Genomic DNA, 18896 nt, shown 5'->3' on the forward strand with positions numbered 1-18896 from the left:
GAACATTACCCAAATGCGGGAGAGGCCCGTCAGCCGCGCCCGATCCGCCGTCCCGTTCCGCCCCCGAGGAGACCCACTCACCGTGCTTCAGAACTCCGATCGTTGGAAAGAGGTCTCCCGCTCGGCGTTCGAGCACGAGAAGCAGGGCCTGGCCCTGCTCGCCAACGCCGTGCCGGACTCGGCGCCGTATCGGGTGTGGGCCAACTTCGAGTTCCAGGACGGCCACGGCCAGTGGCATGAGGTCGACGCGCTGGTGGTGGGTCAGTCCCGTATCCACCTGCTGGAGCTCAAGTCGTACCACGGCAAAATTGGCGGGGACGAGCACCGCTGGGTGACCGACCGGGGCGGCCGCGTGGACAGCATGCGCTCGCCGATGGTGGCCACCCGCCGCAAAGCGCAGCGGTTCAAGTCCCGGCTGGAGCAAGAAATCAACCGCATGGCGCGGGATCCGGACGTGGATCAGAACATCCGCGACGTGGCAGCCAAGGTGGGACGGCTGCCGTGGATCCAGGAGGCGGTGTTCCTCCACGACCCCGGGGTGGTCTCGCACCTTCCGGCCGACAAGGCGCACAACATCTTCGGGGTGGACCCGGCGGACTTCCCGGGCCGCGAGGTCCACACCAACCTTCCGCCGATTGCCGACCGCGTCCAGGAGCCGGTGGGGCGCGATCGGATCAGCGAGGCGCTGAGCATCCTCATCGCGCTCGCCATGCGCCGGATCGCGGGGATAACGGTCCGCGATCACTTGGCAGGCTCGTACCTCCTGCACGACCGGATCGACTCCCCCGACCCGCGGTTCCATGAGTGGGAGGGCGAGCACCGGGAGACGCACGAGCCGATCCGCGCGCGGGTGCTCAACGTGGAGGCCGCCGCCACGGAGGGCGAGCGGATGCGCATGCGCCGGACGCTGCGCCGGGAGTACGAGCTGCTGTCCGGCCTGGGCAACGAGCACATCGTGGCCCCCCGTTCGATGGAGACGCTGCGCGGCACCTCGGACGAAGTGGTGATCTACCCGGCGCTGCCGGATCATCGGCCGCTGGACGTCGCGCTGCCGGGCGCCAAGCTCTCGGCCCGGGAGAGGGTGGAGATCGTCCGCCAGGTCGCGGACGCCCTGCTGTACGCGCACCGTCATCAGGTGGCGCACCGGGGACTCGATCCCACCACCGTGCTGCTCAACGCCGCGCTGCTCGCCACGCGTCCAGTCGACTCCTACGGCCGGATCGAGGTCAAGGTCGACGGCTGGTCCGGCGCGGGGACGGCGGAGCCGTCGGGAACGGTCCTGGGGGCCACGGGCTCGGCCACCGCGATGCCCGGCGACGAGCAGGCGGGCCGGGTCTACCTGGCGCCGGAGGCGTCGGGCATCCTCACGCCGGACCGGATGGCTGCGGATCTGTTCTCCCTCGGCGCGCTGGCGTACTACGTCCTCACCGGCGGCCGGGCCCCGGCGCCCGACCGCTCCTCGCTCCTGGACCGCCTGGAGCGGGACCGCGGCCTGGACATGTCGGCGGTGACGAGCGAGTTCGACCAGGACCTACGCGAGCTGGTCATGGACGCCACCGCGGCGACGGTCGAGGCGAGGAACAAGAAGTTCGACGTCACAAACGCCAGTCAGGGGCTCTCCCCCGTGATCGGGTTCGAGCGCCGCCTGTCCAAGGCCGGGCGCCCGGAGGCCTCCATGGTCGTGGAGCAGCAGGTGGACGCGCTGCGCCCGATGATTGGCGGCGTGCTCGAGGATCGTTTCGAGATTAAGAAGGTGCTGGGCTCGGGCTCCACGGCGGTGGGGCTGCAGGTGGAGGACCTCAGCGACGACTCCACGGACAAGACCAAGGTTCTCAAGGTCGCCCGAGACGAGCGGGCGGCCGAGCGGCTGGCCGCGGAGGCGGAGGTCCTGCGGTCACTCGGCCAGGGGCTGCCCGCCAAGTACTCCTCGCTGTTCGTGGCGCTGCTCGAGGGCCCGATGGTCGTCCACGACCGCCGCACCTGCCTGCTGCTCACCGACTGCGGGGACGTCTCGCTGGCGAGCATGCTGCAGCTCGGCCGGATCTCCCAGGACCGGTTCTGGAGGTTCGCCGCCAACCTGGCAGACATGCTGGTCGCGCTGGAGGCCGCCGGGGTGGCCCACCGGGACATCAAGCCCGCCAACCTCGGCATCGTGGGGCGCGGGCGCGGCCAGCACCTGGCGCTGTTCGACTTCTCGGCCTCGCGGGAGTCCCTGCAGCACACCCAGGTGGGCACGGGCGTGTACCGCGACCCGTTCCTGGGTCGGCGGTCGCGGCGGATCGCGGACTCCTCGGCGGAGCGCTACTCGGCGGGCGTGGTGCTGCTGGAGATGGCGACGGGCGAGACGCCCCGGTACGGGGACGGGGTGAGCGAGCCCTCGCTCACCGACGGTCACGTGGCGATCGACGTCGATTCCCTGCCGCCCGAGTGGAGCCGGGAGGTGGCCGACGGCATGTCCGCGATCTTCACCGGTCTGCTGGACGGAAATCTCGGGGCGCGGTTCGGGTCGGCGCAGGAGTTCCGCGAGGAGCTGGCGGCCGTGTCGGCGTCGGTCACCGCCGGTGGCAAGGAGACCGGGACGAGAGGGACGACGACGAGGGTGCCCTCCCCCGGCGGCGAGTCCACCACCACGGTCACGGCCGTGGCTCTTCCCACGCTGCCGGAGCTGGCGGAGGAACTCCTGCGGGCGTCGGGCAACTCGCGAACCTCCGATCACCGGCTGGTGCGCACCATCCTGGGCCGCGGGGAGGGGGCGCCGGAAGATCCGTTCCAAGCCATGTCCCGGTACGCCGAGCCGCTGCGGCTGAGCGCGGGCCGGATCCCGCAGCTCACGGGCAAGTTCCCGGCGCTATGGCAGTCCTCCCCGTCACTCAGGGCTGCCTTCGAGGAGATCCGCGCGGCCACCCGCCGGGAGATCGTCCGCCGCGGCGGGGTGGCGAGCATCCGCCAGATCGCCGGGGCGCTCGAGCAGAGCCTCCCGTCTGGGCAGGGCCATCGCGATTCCGAGCGGCTGCGCCTGGGCGTGCTGCGGATGTTCGACCTGGGACTGCACCGGGCCGAAACCGCCGGCGGGTCCCAGGTGGAGCTGCTGCGCCGCGGGCGCGCGGCCCGCGTGATCGGGATGAGCGTGCACCCGGAGTGGGCGCGGCCGCTGGTGGTCGAGCTCAACCGGGCGGCGCACGATCTGCTCGCCGAGCCGGGGGTTCGGCACGTCCCGGCGGAGCTGGTCCACGCGGAGCTGCGGGGGGCGGCCGGGTCAGTGCTCGCTGGCGTCGCGGAGGCAGAGTCCCACCTCGACCCGCTCACGCTGGCGGAGCTCGCGGTGGCGGGCGACGACGAACTGGCCCTCACCGCCACCGGCGACCTGTACTCCACGGCGATGGAGCTGCCGGAGCTGCTCGCGCTGACGCTGCCGCGGACGGCCCAGCAGTTCGATCTGAGCCTGCTCAAGGACCTCATCCGCGCCCGCTTCCCGGAGCTGCGGACCCGCGAGCCCCGTCGGGAGGACGTGGAAGCGGTGCTGGCCGAGCACATGCCGGGCATGGCGTGGGATCCGCAGCACCGGGATTTCCGCTACCCGCAGCAGTCCACCGGCCTGAGCATGGTGCACACCCGCACCCCGTCGGCGCTCGTCACCGATCGCTCCAGCACCGAGGACCCACTCGTCGACCAGCTGGCGCGGTCGGCCTCGGGCCCGGGGTTCGTCTCCGTCTCGGTCCCCTACGGGCGTGGAGACGAGATCGCGAGCAAGCTGGCCGTGCGCCTGGGCGGTCAGGTGGTGGACCTGTCGGCGGAGGTGCTCTCCAGCGTCGACTCCCTCCTGGAGACCAGCGGGCAGCTGGACAAGCGCGGGGACTTCCTGAGGCTGCCGCCCGAGCAGGTGCGGGGGGTGATGGAGGCCAACGTGCGGACGGTGCTGGACAACGTCGACGCCGCGGACGGCGCGGCGTTGGTCCTCACGGAGGCCTCGCTGCTGGCCGAGTATGCCCAGTTGTCCCAGCTCGCGCGGTGGACGGATCTCACCGCTCCGCCCCGACGGCCGGTGGTGCTGGTGACCGGCCGCGCCAAGGACGCTCCCGGTCAACCAGACCAGGTGGACGGCCGGCCGCTGCCCATCACCAGCGACTCACAGTTGGTGAGCGTGTAGGCGAGCGGCTACTTCCGCTTGCCCAGGGAGGGCGCTCCCCCGGACCGCACATCCAGCACGCCTACGACGTTGTCCGGTCCGCGGCGGATTTGGCGGCGGCGCTGCAGGTACGCGTCCAGGAGGAAGGCCAGCTCGAGCTCCGAGGGCGGCGACTTACGGCGTCTGGAGGCAAATGCTCCCGCGAGCTCCTTGAGCTGGGATCGTCGGTTCCGCAGTTGGGTCCGGGAGTCCGCCTCGTATCTCACTCCCCTGTCGATGAGGGCGCTGATGTCGGCATCGCAGCGCGCGATGGCGTCCCGGACCCCCTCGGAGGACGGTTCGTCGCACCATGTAAGGGCCTGCAGGACTTGGATCCGGGCGGTCTCAACACGTTTGCGTTCCTTGGCGGGGAGCGACTGAAGGCGTCTGGTGTCGGCGGTGGAATCCGGCACAAGTGCAGCGCGACCGGCGGCCTTCGTGGAGTCCCTCGTCGTATCGGGGCCTGAAACACCGGCCGAGGCCGCGGCGGCTTCCCGTTCCCGAGCCTTGCGCACGGTCCGCTTGATCGCCTTCTTGCTCTTCTGCGCGACTGCCCGCTTGGCCTTGAGGGCGCGAATCCGCGAACCGTCGGCGGGGACGCCGTCCTCGATGAGAGCGGCGATCTGGGCGTCGATCGCGGACACCGCGCGCTGGCGCTCCTCGTCGTTGTGCATGCCAGAAACACTATCCGGGTCATCCGTGTCTGACCTGCTTCGTAGGATGTTCGAGGGACTCGCACGTCGCGGGTTCTCTTTGTGTGAGAGGCCAGGTGCCAGGTGGCGGGTAAGCGGCGTAAGTCGACGGAGCAGCAGACGCTCACGGACGCGTTGCAGCCGGTGGTGCGGGAGCTTGTCGACGACATGCGGACGCGCCTCGTAGCCGATGCCGCCACCACCGCGGAGTGGAAGGCCACCCACGCCGCCCTCAAGGACTCCCAGCGCACCGGCGCCACGTGGGCCGACTGGCAGGAGGATCAGCTTACCCAGGCCGCGGTCGGGTGGGTGCTTACGAGCGTGTTCGTGCGGTTCTGTGAGGACAATGACCTGCTGGGTTCACATCGACGCTGGATCAGCGGCGCGGACGCGGACGGGCGCCGGCGGGCGGTGGACGAACAGGACCGCTTCTTCTCGGCGAACCTGGATCAGGGGTTCCGCGGCTACCTTCGCCACGCGTTCGCTCAACTCGACCGTTCCCCCGCGGCGGCGTCGCTGGTGGGTGAGCACGCCGGGATTCACATCGCCGAGCCGAGCGACGACGCAGCCCAGCGGCTGGTGGAGTTCTGGCGGCAGGCCGATGCCCAGAACGCGACCGTCTGGTCCTTGCGCGACCCGGCGCTGGACACCCGCTTCCTGGGTGACATGTACCAGGACCTGTCTGAGTACGCCAAGAAGAAGTACGCGCTGCTGCAGACGCCGGAGTTCGTCGAGGAGTTCATCCTCGATCGCACGCTGACCCCGGCGCTCAAGGAACGCTCCCCCCGGCTCCCGTCGGTCGACGCCGAGGGTCGCACCGGGGCGGTGGATTTCAAGATCATCGACCCGACCTGCGGGTCGGGCCACTTCCTGCTCGGCGGCTTCGAGAGGATGCTCGACTATTGGCGCACCGAGGCGCCCGGGATGGAAGCAATAGAGCAGGTGCGCCTGGCGCTGTCCTCCATTCACGGCGTGGACATCAACCCGTTCGCGGTGGCGATCGCCCAGTTCCGGCTCATGGTGGCGGCGCTCCAGGCGGCCGGCGGGGCGAGCCTGCTCAATGTGCCCGCGCTGCCGCTACAGGTGTATGCCGGTGACTCGCTGCTGTGGAGTGAGGACTCGGCGGGACAATCCGGGTTCGACTACGGGGACCTCACCGTCGATCCGGATGCGCTCGCCAGTGGCGCGCACCTGACCACCGAAGACGCGGCAGCGCTGCGGGGAACGCTGGCGCGGGATCAGTACGACGTGGTGGTGGGCAATCCGCCCTACATCACCGTCAAGGACAAGGTCCTCAATCAGCGGTACCGGGAGCTGTACGGATTCTGCAAGGGCACGTACGCGCTGACGGTGCCGTTCATGGAGCAGTTCCACTCGTTGGCCAAGTCGGGCACGCTCGATCCCTCCCGCGCCGGGTGGATCGGTCAGATCACCTCGAACTCGTTCATGGCTCGCGAGTTCGGAGTTCCGCTCATTGAGGAGTTCTTCCCGCGGGTCGATCTACTCGAGGTGATCGACACGTCCGGCGCGTACATTCCGGGTCACGGCACCCCCACGGTGACGCTCGTGTCGCGGAATCGCCGACCGAGCGCAGCCACCGTCCGGGCGGTGCTCGGGATTCAGGGCGAGCCTGACGCACCGGAGGATCCCGCCCACGGGCTGGTGTGGCGCAGCATCGTCGAGCATATTGACGCCCCAGGCCACGAGGACCAGTGGCTAAGCATCAGTGATTTACCGCGCAACTCACTTGGGAAGCACCCCTGGTCATTGCAGGGCGGAAGGGCAAGCGCTGTGGCGGAGCGCATTGACCTCGCTGCTATCGCAACCATCGCCGAGACTGCGGTGAAAGTCGGGGTGTTCGGGATGACGAACGCGGACCCTGCCTTCTTGGTGAGTCCGTCAACGGTCAGGCGTTTTGGGCTTGAAGTGGAAAGCACCAACACTTTGGTGGTTGGAGATGAAATCCGAGATCATCAGCTCGCGGCAGAGACACGGAGTTGGTTCCCCTACACCCCCGATATGAAACTGAGGTTAATTGATTCCTTCAGGAATTGGCACAGGTTGCTATGGAGAAACCGGACGGTGGCGGCGACCAGAGCGACGTTCAACAAGCTCCCCTATTACGCAGACGGTCGCGAGTGGTTCGAGTGGCATCAAGTTCCGACATCCATTAAGTGGACACCTCTGACGATCGCGTTTGCGTTTGTGGCGACGCATAACCATTTTGTGTTGGATCGCGGCGGGAAGGTGTTCAACCGTTCGGCGCCGGTGATCAAGCTGCCGGAGGGGGCGAGCGAGGACGAGCACCTCGAACTGCTGGGGGTGCTGAACTCGTCGACGGCCTGCTTCTGGCTCAAACAGAACAGCTACCCCAAGGGCGGAGACCCCATCGGAGATTCCGGTGCACGAGTCAGCCAGCAGCCTTGGGCGGACAGGTACGAATTCACGGGCACGACGCTGAAGGACTTCCCTCTTCCCGCCGGATCGACGTTGGATCGCGCTCGGCGCATCGACCAGCTGGCGCAGGAGTTGGCGGCGGTCGAGCCGGCCGCGCTTCTCGACAACTCCACTCCCTCGGCGGAGGTGTTCGCCCGCGGCGAGGCCGAATGGGAACGCCTCCGCGGGTTGATGATCGCCGAGCAGGAGGAACTCGACTGGCAGGTCTATCACCTGTACGGGTTCACCGACTCCGACCTGTCCCTCCCGGTGGGTCAGGTGCCCGGGCTGGCGCTGGGTGAGCGGGCCTTCGAGATCGCCCTGGCGCGCCGGGTGCAGGCCGGCGAGGCCGAGACGGTGTGGTTCGAGCGTCACCGCTCGACCCCGGTCACCGAGATCCCGGCGCACCTGCCGAGCGAGTACCGCGATGCCGTGCAGCGACGCCTGGACCTCATCGCCGAGGATCGGTCCCTGGAGCTGCTGGAGCGGCCCGAGTACAAGCGGCGCTGGTCGTCCGTGCCGTGGGCAGAGAGGGTCCGGTCGGCGCTCGCGGCGTGGATCCTGGACCGGCTGGAGACGACCGAGCTGTGGAAGGACCCCAACGGGTACCCGCAGCCCCAGTCGGTGCGCCAGCTCGCCGCGAGGGTCGAGACCGACCCGCGGCTGAGCGGGGTGGCCGAGGCGCTGGAGCTGTGGTCGACCAAACGGCAGGCCGGCGTCCTCACCACCCTCGTGGCGCTGCTGGCCGATGAGGCGGTGCCGTACCTGGCAGCCCTCCGGCTCAAGGACTCGGGCCTGCGCAAGTTCGCCGAATGGCAGGCCACGTGGGATGCCCAGCGCGCCGAGGACCGCGGCGAGCTCACCACCGCCCAGGTCCCGGTGCCGCCCAAGTACACCTCCGCGGACTTCCGCAAGGCCTCGTACTGGCAGGCCCGCGGCAAACTCGACGTGCCCAAGGAACGCTTCATCGCCTACCCCGGCGCCTCGGGTCCGGACGACCCCACCGCGATGCTGGGCTGGGCGGGCTGGGACCACGCCGAGCAGGGCATCGCCTTGGTCTCGCTGTACGACGAACGCAAGGACGACACCGACCCCGCCCAGATGGTCCCCCTGGTGGCGGGGCTGGCCGAGCTGCTGCCGTGGATCCGTCAGTGGCACTCCGGTATGGACGCCCACGCCGGGATCGACTGGGCCGATTACCTCGCCGGGCAGCTCACCACGCTCGCCGAGCGCTCCGGCGTGGCGATCGCCGACCTGGCAGCCTGGCGTCCCGCCCCCGCGACCCGCGGCCGCAGGCGCGTCGCAGCCGCCGCCCCGTCACCCGATACGGAAAGCTAGAGGACATGGCCTTTACCCCTCCCGGCGCGACGGCAGGGTCGGGCACCAGCCCCACCCTGCGTAATGTCTTCTCGATCCCCGAGCACGCGGGGACCTCAACGTTCGTCCTCCAACTCTCCGACGCCGTCACCAGGGACGAACTCGGCACCACCCTCAACGAGTACGTGGTGACTCCGTCCATTGGCGAGGCCTTTGACGAGGCTTTGGCCTTGGTCGACAGCGCCCTCGCGTCCGGGGAGAACAAGGGCGCCTTCCTCAAGGGTTCCTTCGGCTCCGGCAAGTCACACTTCATGGCCGTCCTGCTGGCCCTGCTCACCGGCGACCCCCGCGCCCGGGCGATCGGCGAACTCCAGCAGCACATCGCCGCCCACCCGCGGGCCACCTCGTCGACGATCCTCGCGCTTCCCTTCCACTTCCTGGGTTCCAACTCCATCGAGGACACCTTGTTCTCGGCGTACCTGGCGCACCTGAGCCGGCTCCACCCCGGTGTCACCCCGCCGGTGCTCCACCAGGCAGACGGGCTGCTCGAGAACGCCGAACAGATGCGGGCCGAGGTCGGCGAGGAGAGGTTCTTCGCCCGCCTGGCCGCTGCCACCACTGGGCCGGGCGGCAGCACCTCGTCGTCGTCGACCCCCGGGGGCCTGGACCTGGCCGCCCTCGGCGGCGCCACCGCCGCCACCTGGGACCGCGACACCTACGACCGCGCCCGGCACCCGGCCGCCTCCCGCGTCGAGCGCGAGGCGCTGGTCTCCGCGCTCGGCCAGACGTGGATCACCTCCGCGCATACCAACACCGACTGGGTGCACCTGCCCGAGGGGCTGGCCGCGATCGCCGCGCACGCCAAGACCCTTGGCTACGAGGCCGTGGTCCTGCTGCTCGACGAGCTGATCCTGTGGCTCACCTTCCATTTCTCCAACCGCGACTTCTTTGGCCGCGAGATCCAGAAGCTCACCGGGTTCGTGGAATCCGACCAGGGCCGCATGGCGGTGCCGGTTGTCAGCTTCATCGCCCGCCAGCACGACCTCAAGGCGTGGAAGGACTCCTCGATCGAGGCCGGCGAGGCCACCAAGATCCGCGAACAGGCCATCGCCCACCAGGAGGGCCGCTTCTCCGGCATCTCGCTCGGCTCGGCCAACCTGCCGCAGATCGCCCACCGCCGGCTCCTGACCCCCAAGGACGCCGCCGCGGTCGAGGCGCTGGAGGCCTCGTTCCAGCGGCTGCACCTGTCCCCGGCCGTCAAGCCCGTCCTGCTGGACAAGGTCAACACCGACGACCAGCACCGCGGTTCCACCGAGGAACAGTTCCGGCTCACCTACCCCTTCAGCCCGGTCCTCATCGACACCCTGGTCCACCTGTCCACCGCCATGCAGCGCGACCGCACCGCGCTCAAGGTGATGGAGTCGATGCTCGTGGACCTGGCCGACACCATGACCATCGACCAAGTGATCCCCGTCGGCGAGGTGTTCGACTACATCATCGACGGCACCCAGAAGAGCGGGACCGACGAGGCGGTGGCCGCCCGCTTCCGCACCGCTCGCACGCTGTGGCACGACAAGCTCCGGCCGGCCGTGCTGGCCCAGTTCCCCGACGCCGACCCCGGCATCCGGGACCTGGACCAGCCCAAGGGGGTCCGTGCCCAGCTCCGGCTGGCCAAGACCCTGCTGCTCTCTGCGCTGGCGCCCGAGGTGCCCGGGCTCAAGGCGCTCACCGCCAGTCGGCTCGCCCACCTCAACCACGGGGAGCTCGTCTCGATCGTCGCCTCCGACGCGCCGACGCGCGCGCTCGCCTCGGTGCGGGAGTGGAACACCTCGGTCCCCGAGATCACCGTGGGCACCGATAGCCACGATCCGCTCATTTCCATCACCCTCGAGGAACTGCCCTTCGACGAGATCCTCGAGCGGGCCCGCGGAGAGGACACCTTCTCCCGGCGCCGCGAACGCCTTCGGTCGATGCTGCAGGAGGAGTTCGGCATCGGCGCGATCGACCCGCAGGCCGACGGCGCGCGCTCGACCAGGATCACCTGGCGCGGCACGAACCGGACCGTCGAGATCGTCTTTGGCAACGTCCGCGACCCCGGCTCCGTGCCGGACACCCTCCTGGCCCCCGTCGAGCCGGGGGCGCTGCGGGTGATCGTGGACCTGCCGTTCGACGAGGAGGGCCACGGCGTCTCCGAGGACCACGCCCGCCTGGACCGCCTGCGAACCGAAGGCCACGACCACTTCACCCTGGCCTGGCTGCCGGCGTTCCTCGACCGCAAGCAGATGGACGACCTGGGCAAGCTCGTCACCATGGACTGGGTGCTGCAGTCCGAGAAGTGGCTCGGCTACACCAGCTACCTCGCCGACGGCGACCGCGAGCGCGTCCGCCAGGTCATGGTCACCCAACGGAACCAGCTCGCCGGGCAGCTATCCGCCATCCTGCGCAAGATGTACGGCATCGCCGAGGGGGCGGTGTTCCCCGAGGGGCAGCCGCCCGTCCGCTCGTTGAGTTCCTCCGTGGTGGTGCAGCGGCCCGTCGGCGCCTCCCTGCGCGAGGCCGCCCGGCGGCTCTACGACCAGGCCTTTGACCAGCGCTACCCCGACCACCCGCGGTTCGACACCACCAGCGCGCTCACGCAGAAGGACTTCGCGGTCTCACTCGACGTGCTGCGCCGGTCCGACGCCCGCGAGGACGGCCGCGCCGCGTTTGTCGCGGCCGAGCGCAAGTCCGTGCAGCTCGTGCTGGGTGGCCTCCGGGTGGCCGACGTCCACGAGTCTCACCTCGTGTTCCCCAGCGCCACCTTTGCCACCCTGGCCGGGCAGGTCGACCGCGCGCTCGCCGAGGCGGAGAAATCCGGGCAGGCCGACGGTGTGCTCACGGTGGCGCAGGTCGTAGCGGCAGTGGAGAAGCTCATGCCGCAAGCAGGGCTCAACCGCGACTGCACCACCCTCCTTGCGGCGGCCTGGGCCGAGTCGCGCGACCGTAGCTGGTTTACCTATGGCACCCCCGTCGCAGCGCCGGCCTTCAAGGACATCCAGCAGTCCCACCAGCTGCGCGAACCCGTGCTGCCGGAGCAGGACGAATGGGATCGCGCCGTCCAGGCCGCCCAGCATCTGTTCGGCATTCCCGAGCGCGGCCACCTCTCCCCCACCAACCTCACCCACCTGGTGACCGAGGCGGCCGATGCTGCCGAGGAGTACAAGCGGTCCAGCGAGGATCTGGTCGAGCAGCTGTCGAAGCTCGAGCAGCGTCTGGGCCGCAGCCAGGAGGGGCGCCGCCTCCAGCTGGCACGCCGACAGACCGAGTTGCTGCAGACGCTGGTGCGCAAGAAGCAGCACCACGGTGAGGTTGTGGCGGCCCTCGCCGCCGCCGGGGAGGGCCCGGGCACCTACCTCGGCGCGACTACGAACGAGGCGAGCCTGTCCATCACGAGCGCCGACGAGGTCGCCGCGGTGGCACGCAACGTCGGCCCGAACCTCGAGACTCTGCTCGGCGGCCGGGCTAAGGAGGGCCCCCTCGGGGCCGAGGCCGGGCAGATCGTGGTGGACCTCGACAAGGGCGTCGACTCCCACGAGTTCGTCCAGCATCTGGTTACGTCTGTTCAGAAGTTCGAGAAGCGCGCGCAGGACTGGATCAACACGGTGATCGCCGGCGGAGACGGACCTGGGAGCGGGGGCGCTGGCGGCACTGGCACTGGGGACACCGGTGGAGGCGCGGGTCCAGGGGATGAAGGCGGTTCCGGGACTGGCGACGACGGCGATACCGACGGCGGCTCGGGAGCAGACGGCGTGGTGATTGAGGGCTCCGGTGCACGCAGGACCTTCGAGGCGCGCGGTAGCCAAGTTGAAAAGGCGATCCACACCGCCCTTGCTGATCTTGGGCGAAGCTACGGGGTTGGCACGCGCTTCCGGATCGAGATCACCGCCGAGGAGCCCGAGACATGACCACGGCCAGCGCAGGGGTTGCGCGGGGAGCCACCTCGTCGTCGTCCCTCGGGACGGCGACCGCCGCCGACCTCATTCCCCTCCTCCACGGCCTCTACCGGGACAAGCAGCACAAGCGCGGTTTGCTGGTGATGCACGCCCGTCCCGAATGGGACGGCACCGAGCTGCGCGTCGACGACCTCACCGTGCCGGTCCACTGCTGCCGGACTGTGCTGGAGATCCGGGACGTGGTGCGGCACCGCAAGGATCCCGAGGTGCCGTGGCGCGTCGTGCTCACCGACCTTCCCGAGGAGCAGATTCCCCAGGGAGTTAAGGAGCACTTCCAACCGCTCGGGCGCATGCGGGAGCTCGACCCCGTGGGCACCCTGCTTGGGATGTTCTCCGCCGACAAGACCGACGGCCGCATCCCCCGAGGGCGGGACGACGTTCGGGCGCTCACGACCGCGCTGGCCGACCACCGCGACTCCCTCGCGCCCACTCCGACTCCGGTCCTCACCGCCGACCACCTCTATGGGGCCATCAGCACGCTCGTGCTGGGTCTGGAACCGGATTACCGGCTCGCGGACCTCCTGGCGTGGAGCGCCACCCCCGACGCCCACGCCGCGTGGGACGATCTGGCCTCGCGGCTCACGTCTAACGTTCGCGCGGGGCTCATCACGTGGCTGTGCCGCACGTTCACGTTGACCGGTCCCGGGATCCGCAGTCTGTGGGCCAAGAACGGGCCACGAGGGCTCCTGCCCGCCGGCCTGGTAGCAGAGACCCTCCGCACGCCCGACTGGCAGGACACACCCACGGAACTCACCGGAGCGCGGGCCCTGTTCAGCCACCACATCGGCACCACCCTCGGCGACCAGTCCCTGCGCGAATGGGGGTCCGCCGCCGCCAAGGCCGTCCGCATCTCACTCGATAACGGGCAGCCGCTCACCGCCGTACTCGGCGAGGCCCACCGGTTGATCACCGGATTCGAGCAGAACGGTGGCGCCTCCCTCCTCGCCGGATCCACCGTCCTGCCCGGCGCCTTCCAACGACGCCTCGACGTGTACGCCCGCGGCCTCGCCACCACCCTCGACGGAGGGAGCGAGACCGCGTTGCTGCGGGGGCTCGAGGCGCTGCGGGCGCACGTCGAAGCCGAGCGCTCCCGGCCCGACGACCTCGAGACCGCCGCCGCGCTGGTCCGGCTCCACCGGTGGAACCGGACCGAGGCCACCGCCGTGGCCGACCGGATGCGTTCTGTCGGTCACGTCGAGGCGATGCGCGCGTACGTTGACGAGCTGAGCTGGGTGGACCGGGCCGTCAACTCGGCGTGGCGTGGATTCACCGCCGATCCCAAGCCCGCGATCGGGCAGTCTGCGGCGGACCCCGACGCGCTCGGTCGTCGCGTCCTCGACCGCACCCTCGCCGTACGACGCGACATCGACCGGACCTTCGCTGCGCTCGTCGGTGCGCGTTTGGCCGACCGCTCCACCGCTGGCGACGCCCTGCTCGTGGAGGACGTGCTGTCCAGGGTCGTCGCGCCCCTGCGGAAGTCCGGGCCGGTCGAGTCCGGTCAACGGAGTGAGCGGGCGCTGCTCGTGGTGGTGATCGATGGACTCTCCGTGGCCGCTGCGCACGGGCTTCTCGAGGACGTGGCAGCCCGTCACGCCACCGTCTGGCAGCGGCTCGACTTGGCCTCCCTCGGACTCGACGTGGCCGCCTCCGCCCTGCCGTCGGTGACCACAGCGTCGAGGACCTCCATGCTCAGCGGAGAGCTGGCCCTCGGCGGGCAGCAGGAGGAGCGGACCGGGTTCGCCGCCCAGTTCCCCGCCCATCCCTCGGTCAGCGACGGGCCGCTGTTCCACAAGGCAGACCTCGACGCGAGCATCGGCGATACCGTCCGCAGCGCCATCTACGACACCGAGCACGTCCCCGTGGTGGGGGCGGTGCTCAACACCGTCGACGACGCTCTGGACCGGTCCGACCCCATCGCCACCGCCTGGACCACCTCGCGCATCACCCACCTGGACAAGCTGCTCGACTACGCCCGCGCCGTCGGACGAGACGTGGTCCTGCTCTCCGACCACGGGCATGTGGTCGAGCGCAGCCTGGTGGGCAAGGTTACGGCCGACGGCGCCGTTAGCGCGCGGTGGCGGCCCGCCGCCGGGGGCCCCGCCGGGGAGAACGAGCGGTACGTCTCCGGTGACCGGATCCTCGCGCCAGGTGTCGACGGCGCACCCCGGCACGAGGCGATCCTGGCCGTGGACGAGGACCTGCGCTACACCGGCAAGAAGGCTGGCTACCACGGCGGTGCCTCCCCCGCCGAGGTCTGCGCGCCCGTCGCCGTCCTGGTCCAGAGTCTCGACGGGCTCGGAGAGGACTCGCCGTTCCCCGCTGGGCCGCCCGTCCAGGATCCGTGGCCCGCGTGGTGGCCGATAGCGACAGCGTCCTCGACGGATACTGAGGCCAAGTCGGCCGTGGGGCAGCCCGCCGCAGGTCGGGCCGAGCAGCCGACCGCGCCGACACCCTCTACGCGCCGCGCCGCGCAGAGAGACGCCAACCAGGTCTCGCTGTTCGAGTCGCTCGACGCCGATGAGCGTCCTGTTTCCCCGACTCCCGACCGGTCGAGGAAGCCCGCCGATAAGTTTGCGGATCTGAGCCGTAGTCCGTACTTCAAGGACCGGGTCAAAACGCAACAGCTCAAGCCCACTCCAAGCGAGTTGGCGGACGTGCTGCGCGAAGTCGCCGCCAACAACGGCCGCATGCCCGTCGCAGTGCTCGGCAACTTGCTAGGGCTCAATGCGCTTCAAGTCAGCGGCACCATCGCGCGGATCCAGAAGGTGGTCAACATCGACGGCATGCCGGTCCTCGAGCGTGAAGACAACGACGTGGTGCTGGCGTCCCAGACCCTCTTTGAACAGTTCGGACTGTAGATGACCGTCTCCCCCGCCCGCCGTACCGCAATCATCGACGCCCTCCGCCGCGGCACCGTCCCCGCCGACGGGCTGGACCAGCTCGCCGTGGGCCTCGACCGGCTCGCGCCGGTCCTGGGAGAAGAACTGGACAAGGTCGCTGGCGGCGCCGCCGTGTTCAAGGCAGTCCGCGGCGAGTACGGATCCGGCAAGACCTTCTTCGCGCGCTGGCTCCAGCAGCAGGCCCTCGACCGCGGGTTCGCCGTGTCCGAGGTCCAGATCTCCGAACTCGAGACGCCCCTGCATCGGCTCGAGACCGTGTACCGGAGGGCCTGCGAAGAACTCCGCACCCCCGCCGTCTCTCGACAGGCATTCCGGGCCGTACTCGACGACTGGCTCCTCGGAGTGGAAGACGACGCGGCCTCCTCCGGAGCAGACGGCGCCGAACTGCTCGAAGAGAGACTGCGCTCCGTCGCCGACGCTGCGCCCGTGTTCCCACTCGCCCTGCGCGGGTATCGGGACGCATTACTCAACGGTGATACCGAGGTTGCCGACGGGCTTGCCGCCTGGCTTGGTGGACAACGCAACGTGGCGGCGTCGGCAAAGCGCGCCGCCGGGGTGAAGGGCGAACTCGACCACTTCCTGGCCATGGGCTTCTTTCAGGGGCTACTCCAGGTGCTCGCCGGCTCCGGTCACCGGGGCCTGCTACTCGTACTGGATGAGGTCGAGACCCTCCAGCGCATGCGCGGCGACGTCCGGGAGAAGGCGCTCAACGCCCTGCGGCAGTGGATAGACGAACTCGACTCCGGCCGCTACCCCGGGATGTACCTACTCATCACCGGGACCAGCGCCTTCTTCGAAGGACAGCAGGGCATCAAACGCCTGCCACCGCTCGACCAACGGATCGGCGTGAAATTCGACGCCGACCCCCGATTCGACAACCCCCGGCAGCCACAGATCCGGCTCCAGGCCTTCGACTTCGACCGCCTGGTCGAGGTGGGATCGCGCGTGCGTGACCTCTACGCGGTCGGCCTCGACCCCGCCGTCGCCCAGCGGGTCACCACCCTCGTCGACGACGCGTTCCTGCGCGTGCTCGCCGAGTCCGTGGCGGGAAAACTCGGCGGCCAGGTGGGGATCGCACCTCGCCAGTACCTGCGGATGCTCGTCGACTGCCTGGATCGCGTCGAGATGTTCCCGGACTTCCTTCCGCGGCAGCACTTCACCCCGACGCTCGACGCGTCCGACCTCAGTCAGAGCGAACGGTCCGCGGTGGCGAGCTCGTCGTCGTCGTCAATCATCGATGACCCCGACGCCATCGAGCTCTAAATGGACCACCACGCCCCGCAGGGCTTCCCCGCGCTGCACCCGCTACTGCAGCACCACGTGGTCAACTCCCTCGGATGGCCCGGCCTGCGGCCACTGCAGGAGGAGTCCGTCCGGCCGCTGATCGACGGCGGGGACGCCCTACTGCTCGCGCCGACCGCCGGCGGTAAGACCGAGGCCGCCGTCTTCCCCGTCCTCACCCGCATGGCCCACGAAGACTGGGCTGGGCTGACCGTGCTGTACGTCACCCCGCTCAAGGCGCTACTCAACAACCTCGCGGTGCGTCTGGTCGACTACACCGCGTGGATGGGTCGCCGCGTCGAGGTATGGCACGGGGACGTCGGCGAGAGTGCCCGCAGAGCCATCCGCGCCGACCCGCCGGACATCCTGCTCACCACACCCGAATCCATCGAGGCGATGCTCGCCTCCACCAAGACCGACCACCGCACGCTGTTCGCGAACCTGCGGACCGTGGTGATCGACGAGGTGCATGCCTTTGCCGGTGACGACCGAGGATGGCACCTGTCCGCCGTCCTCTCGCGTCTCGAGCACCTGGTCGGGCGGCCGCTGCAGCGGATCGGGATGAGCGCAACCGTCGGCAACCCCGAGGATCTACTGCGGTGGTTGCAGGGCGGCGTCGACGGGAGGGCCGGGCGTGTGATCGCGCCGGGCGTCGCCGTGGGTGAGGCGGTCCGGCCCGTCGCCGGCGACGCGGACATCGTCGTGGACGCCGTCGATACCCTCGACTCCGCCGCTGTGTTGCTGTCCAAGCTGTACCGGGGGCAGAAGCGGCTCGTCTTTGTGGACAGTCGGCGGCAGGCCGAGGAGCTCGCATCGATGCTCCGGGGCTTCGACGTGGACGTGTACCTCTCGCACTCGTCGCTCTCCGCCGAGGAACGGAGGCGGTCCGAGCTGGCCTTTGCCGAAGCGCGCGACTGCGTGATCGTGGCGACTTCAACCCTCGAGCTGGGCATCGACATCGGGGATCTGGACCGGATGATCCAGATCGGCGCACCGGGGTCCGTGTCGAGCTTCCTCCAGCGTCTCGGGCGCACTGGCCGGCGGGCCGATACCGTCCGGAACTGCCTGTTCATCGCCACGGAGCCGCGGCACCTGCTCCGGACGTTGGGTCTCCTGCACGCCTGGGGCACGGGATACGTCGAGCCCGTTATGCCCCCTCCGGTACCTCTGCACCTGGTAGCGCAGCAGATCATGGCCGCGATGCTGCAGGAGGGCGCGCTGCCGCGGTACGGCTGGCAGGACCGGTGGGCGGCCACCCCGCTCGTGCATGTGGACACCCTGGAGCGTCCCGCCGAGCTGATCGTCGACTTCCTGGTGGAGCGGGGCTACCTCAACGTCGACGGCGGCGCCATGTTCCTCGGGCCCGACGCCGAGAGAGTATTCGGCCGCCGCCACTTCATGGACCTGCTCACTACCTTCGCAATGCCTCGGGAGTTCACCGTTCTGGCCGGCCGGCAGGAGGTTGGGACCGTGGAGTGGAGGGCTCTCACTGGCGGCGACGGGCCGATCCATCTGCTTCTTGCCGGGCGGTCCTGGAAGGTCACCGACATCAACTGGCCCAGGCACCGGGTGCAAGTCGAGCCCGCCGCGGGCGGGGGCAGAGCACGGTACGGGTTCGGGGGCGCCGACATCGGTCGGCAGGTCGCGCAGGGCATGCGCGCTGTGCTGCTGGGCGAACTTCCCGAACAGATCCGCCTCACCGCGCGGGCGCGCGCCGCGCTCGCCGACGATGAGGACCGGCTGCGTCACACGGTCAGCTCGCACGGTCCTGTGTGGACGACAACGGACAATGTCCGGAAATGGTGGACCTACGAGGGCAGTGCCGCCAACCGTCGGTACCAGGCGGCTCTCGGGCCGGCGTTAGGCGAAGAGCTGGCGCCGCAGGGCGGGATCGTCCAGCCCGACGCGATTACCCTGCACGAGAGCATGCCCACCGGGCCGGCGGCTGAGCGGCTAGAGTTCTGGGCGTCACTGCCGGAGAGCGAGCGGCCGCTTCCTGCGGTGCCGCCGACGCTGGTCGACAAGCTCAAGTTCTCGGAGGCGTTGCCCGTGGAGTGGGCTCAAGAGGTCATCGCGCGAAGGCTAACCACCTGATAGGTAACGAAGACGGGGA

The 18896-nt window shown here is 69.6% G+C and carries 7 protein-coding genes; 6 read left to right on the forward strand and 1 reads right to left on the reverse strand.

Annotated elements, in window-relative coordinates:
* The first annotated feature begins 82 nt into the window (after positions 1-82).
* Positions 83-4147, forward strand: coding sequence for a protein kinase domain-containing protein (locus tag OVA21_RS06960; protein ID WP_268092101.1), 4065 nt, complete (start codon positions 83-85; stop codon positions 4145-4147).
* 8 nt (positions 4148-4155) lie between these two features.
* On the opposite strand, the gene OVA21_RS06965 is transcribed toward OVA21_RS06960, so the two are convergent.
* Positions 4156-4839, reverse strand: coding sequence for a hypothetical protein (locus OVA21_RS06965; RefSeq protein WP_268092102.1), 684 nt, complete (start codon positions 4837-4839; stop codon positions 4156-4158).
* Between the two features lie 102 nt (positions 4840-4941).
* On the opposite strand from OVA21_RS06965, the gene pglX reads away from it, so the two are divergent.
* The 5 genes from pglX to OVA21_RS06990 are packed head-to-tail and all read left to right on the forward strand — an operon-like array spanning position 4942 to position 18877.
* The gene (gene pglX, locus OVA21_RS06970; protein ID WP_268092103.1) at positions 4942-8631 is read left to right on the forward strand and encodes a BREX-2 system adenine-specific DNA-methyltransferase PglX; all 3690 of its coding nucleotides are present in this window, start codon (positions 4942-4944) and stop codon (positions 8629-8631) included.
* Positions 8632-8636: 5 nt separating this feature from the next.
* A complete protein-coding gene (locus OVA21_RS06975) occupies positions 8637-12554 on the forward strand; it encodes a DUF6079 family protein (protein ID WP_268092105.1) in 3918 nt (1305 codons plus the stop codon).
* A complete protein-coding gene (gene pglZ, locus OVA21_RS06980; protein ID WP_268092106.1) occupies positions 12551-15460 on the forward strand; it encodes a BREX-2 system phosphatase PglZ in 2910 nt (969 codons plus the stop codon). The genes OVA21_RS06975 and pglZ overlap by 4 nt, the downstream gene beginning before the upstream one ends.
* Positions 15461-16765 (forward strand): BREX system ATP-binding protein BrxD, encoded by a 1305-nt coding sequence (gene brxD, locus OVA21_RS06985; protein WP_268092107.1) that lies wholly within the window; start codon positions 15461-15463, stop codon positions 16763-16765.
* Positions 16766-18877: a DEAD/DEAH box helicase gene (locus tag OVA21_RS06990; RefSeq protein ID WP_268092108.1), complete on the forward strand. Its 2112-nt coding sequence runs from the start codon at positions 16766-16768 to the stop codon at positions 18875-18877.
* Positions 18878-18896 lie beyond the last annotated feature (19 nt).

The organism is Dietzia sp. SL131, from assembly GCF_026672565.1.
GTDB classification, from domain to species: Bacteria; Actinomycetota; Actinomycetes; order Mycobacteriales; family Mycobacteriaceae; genus Dietzia; species Dietzia kunjamensis.

Bases quoted from the DNA above. Each gene is read 5' to 3' on its own strand.
- OVA21_RS06965 (WP_268092102.1), bottom strand. From the start codon at position 4,839: ATGCACAACGACGAGGAGCGCCAGCGCGCGGTGTCCGCGATCGACGCC.
- OVA21_RS06975 (WP_268092105.1), top strand. From the start codon at position 8,637: ATGGCCTTTACCCCTCCCGGCGCGACGGCAGGGTCGGGCACCAGCCCC.
- pglZ (WP_268092106.1), top strand. From the start codon at position 12,551: ATGACCACGGCCAGCGCAGGGGTTGCGCGGGGAGCCACCTCGTCGTCG.
- brxD (WP_268092107.1), top strand. From the start codon at position 15,461: ATGACCGTCTCCCCCGCCCGCCGTACCGCAATCATCGACGCCCTCCGC.
- OVA21_RS06990 (WP_268092108.1), top strand. From the start codon at position 16,766: ATGGACCACCACGCCCCGCAGGGCTTCCCCGCGCTGCACCCGCTACTG.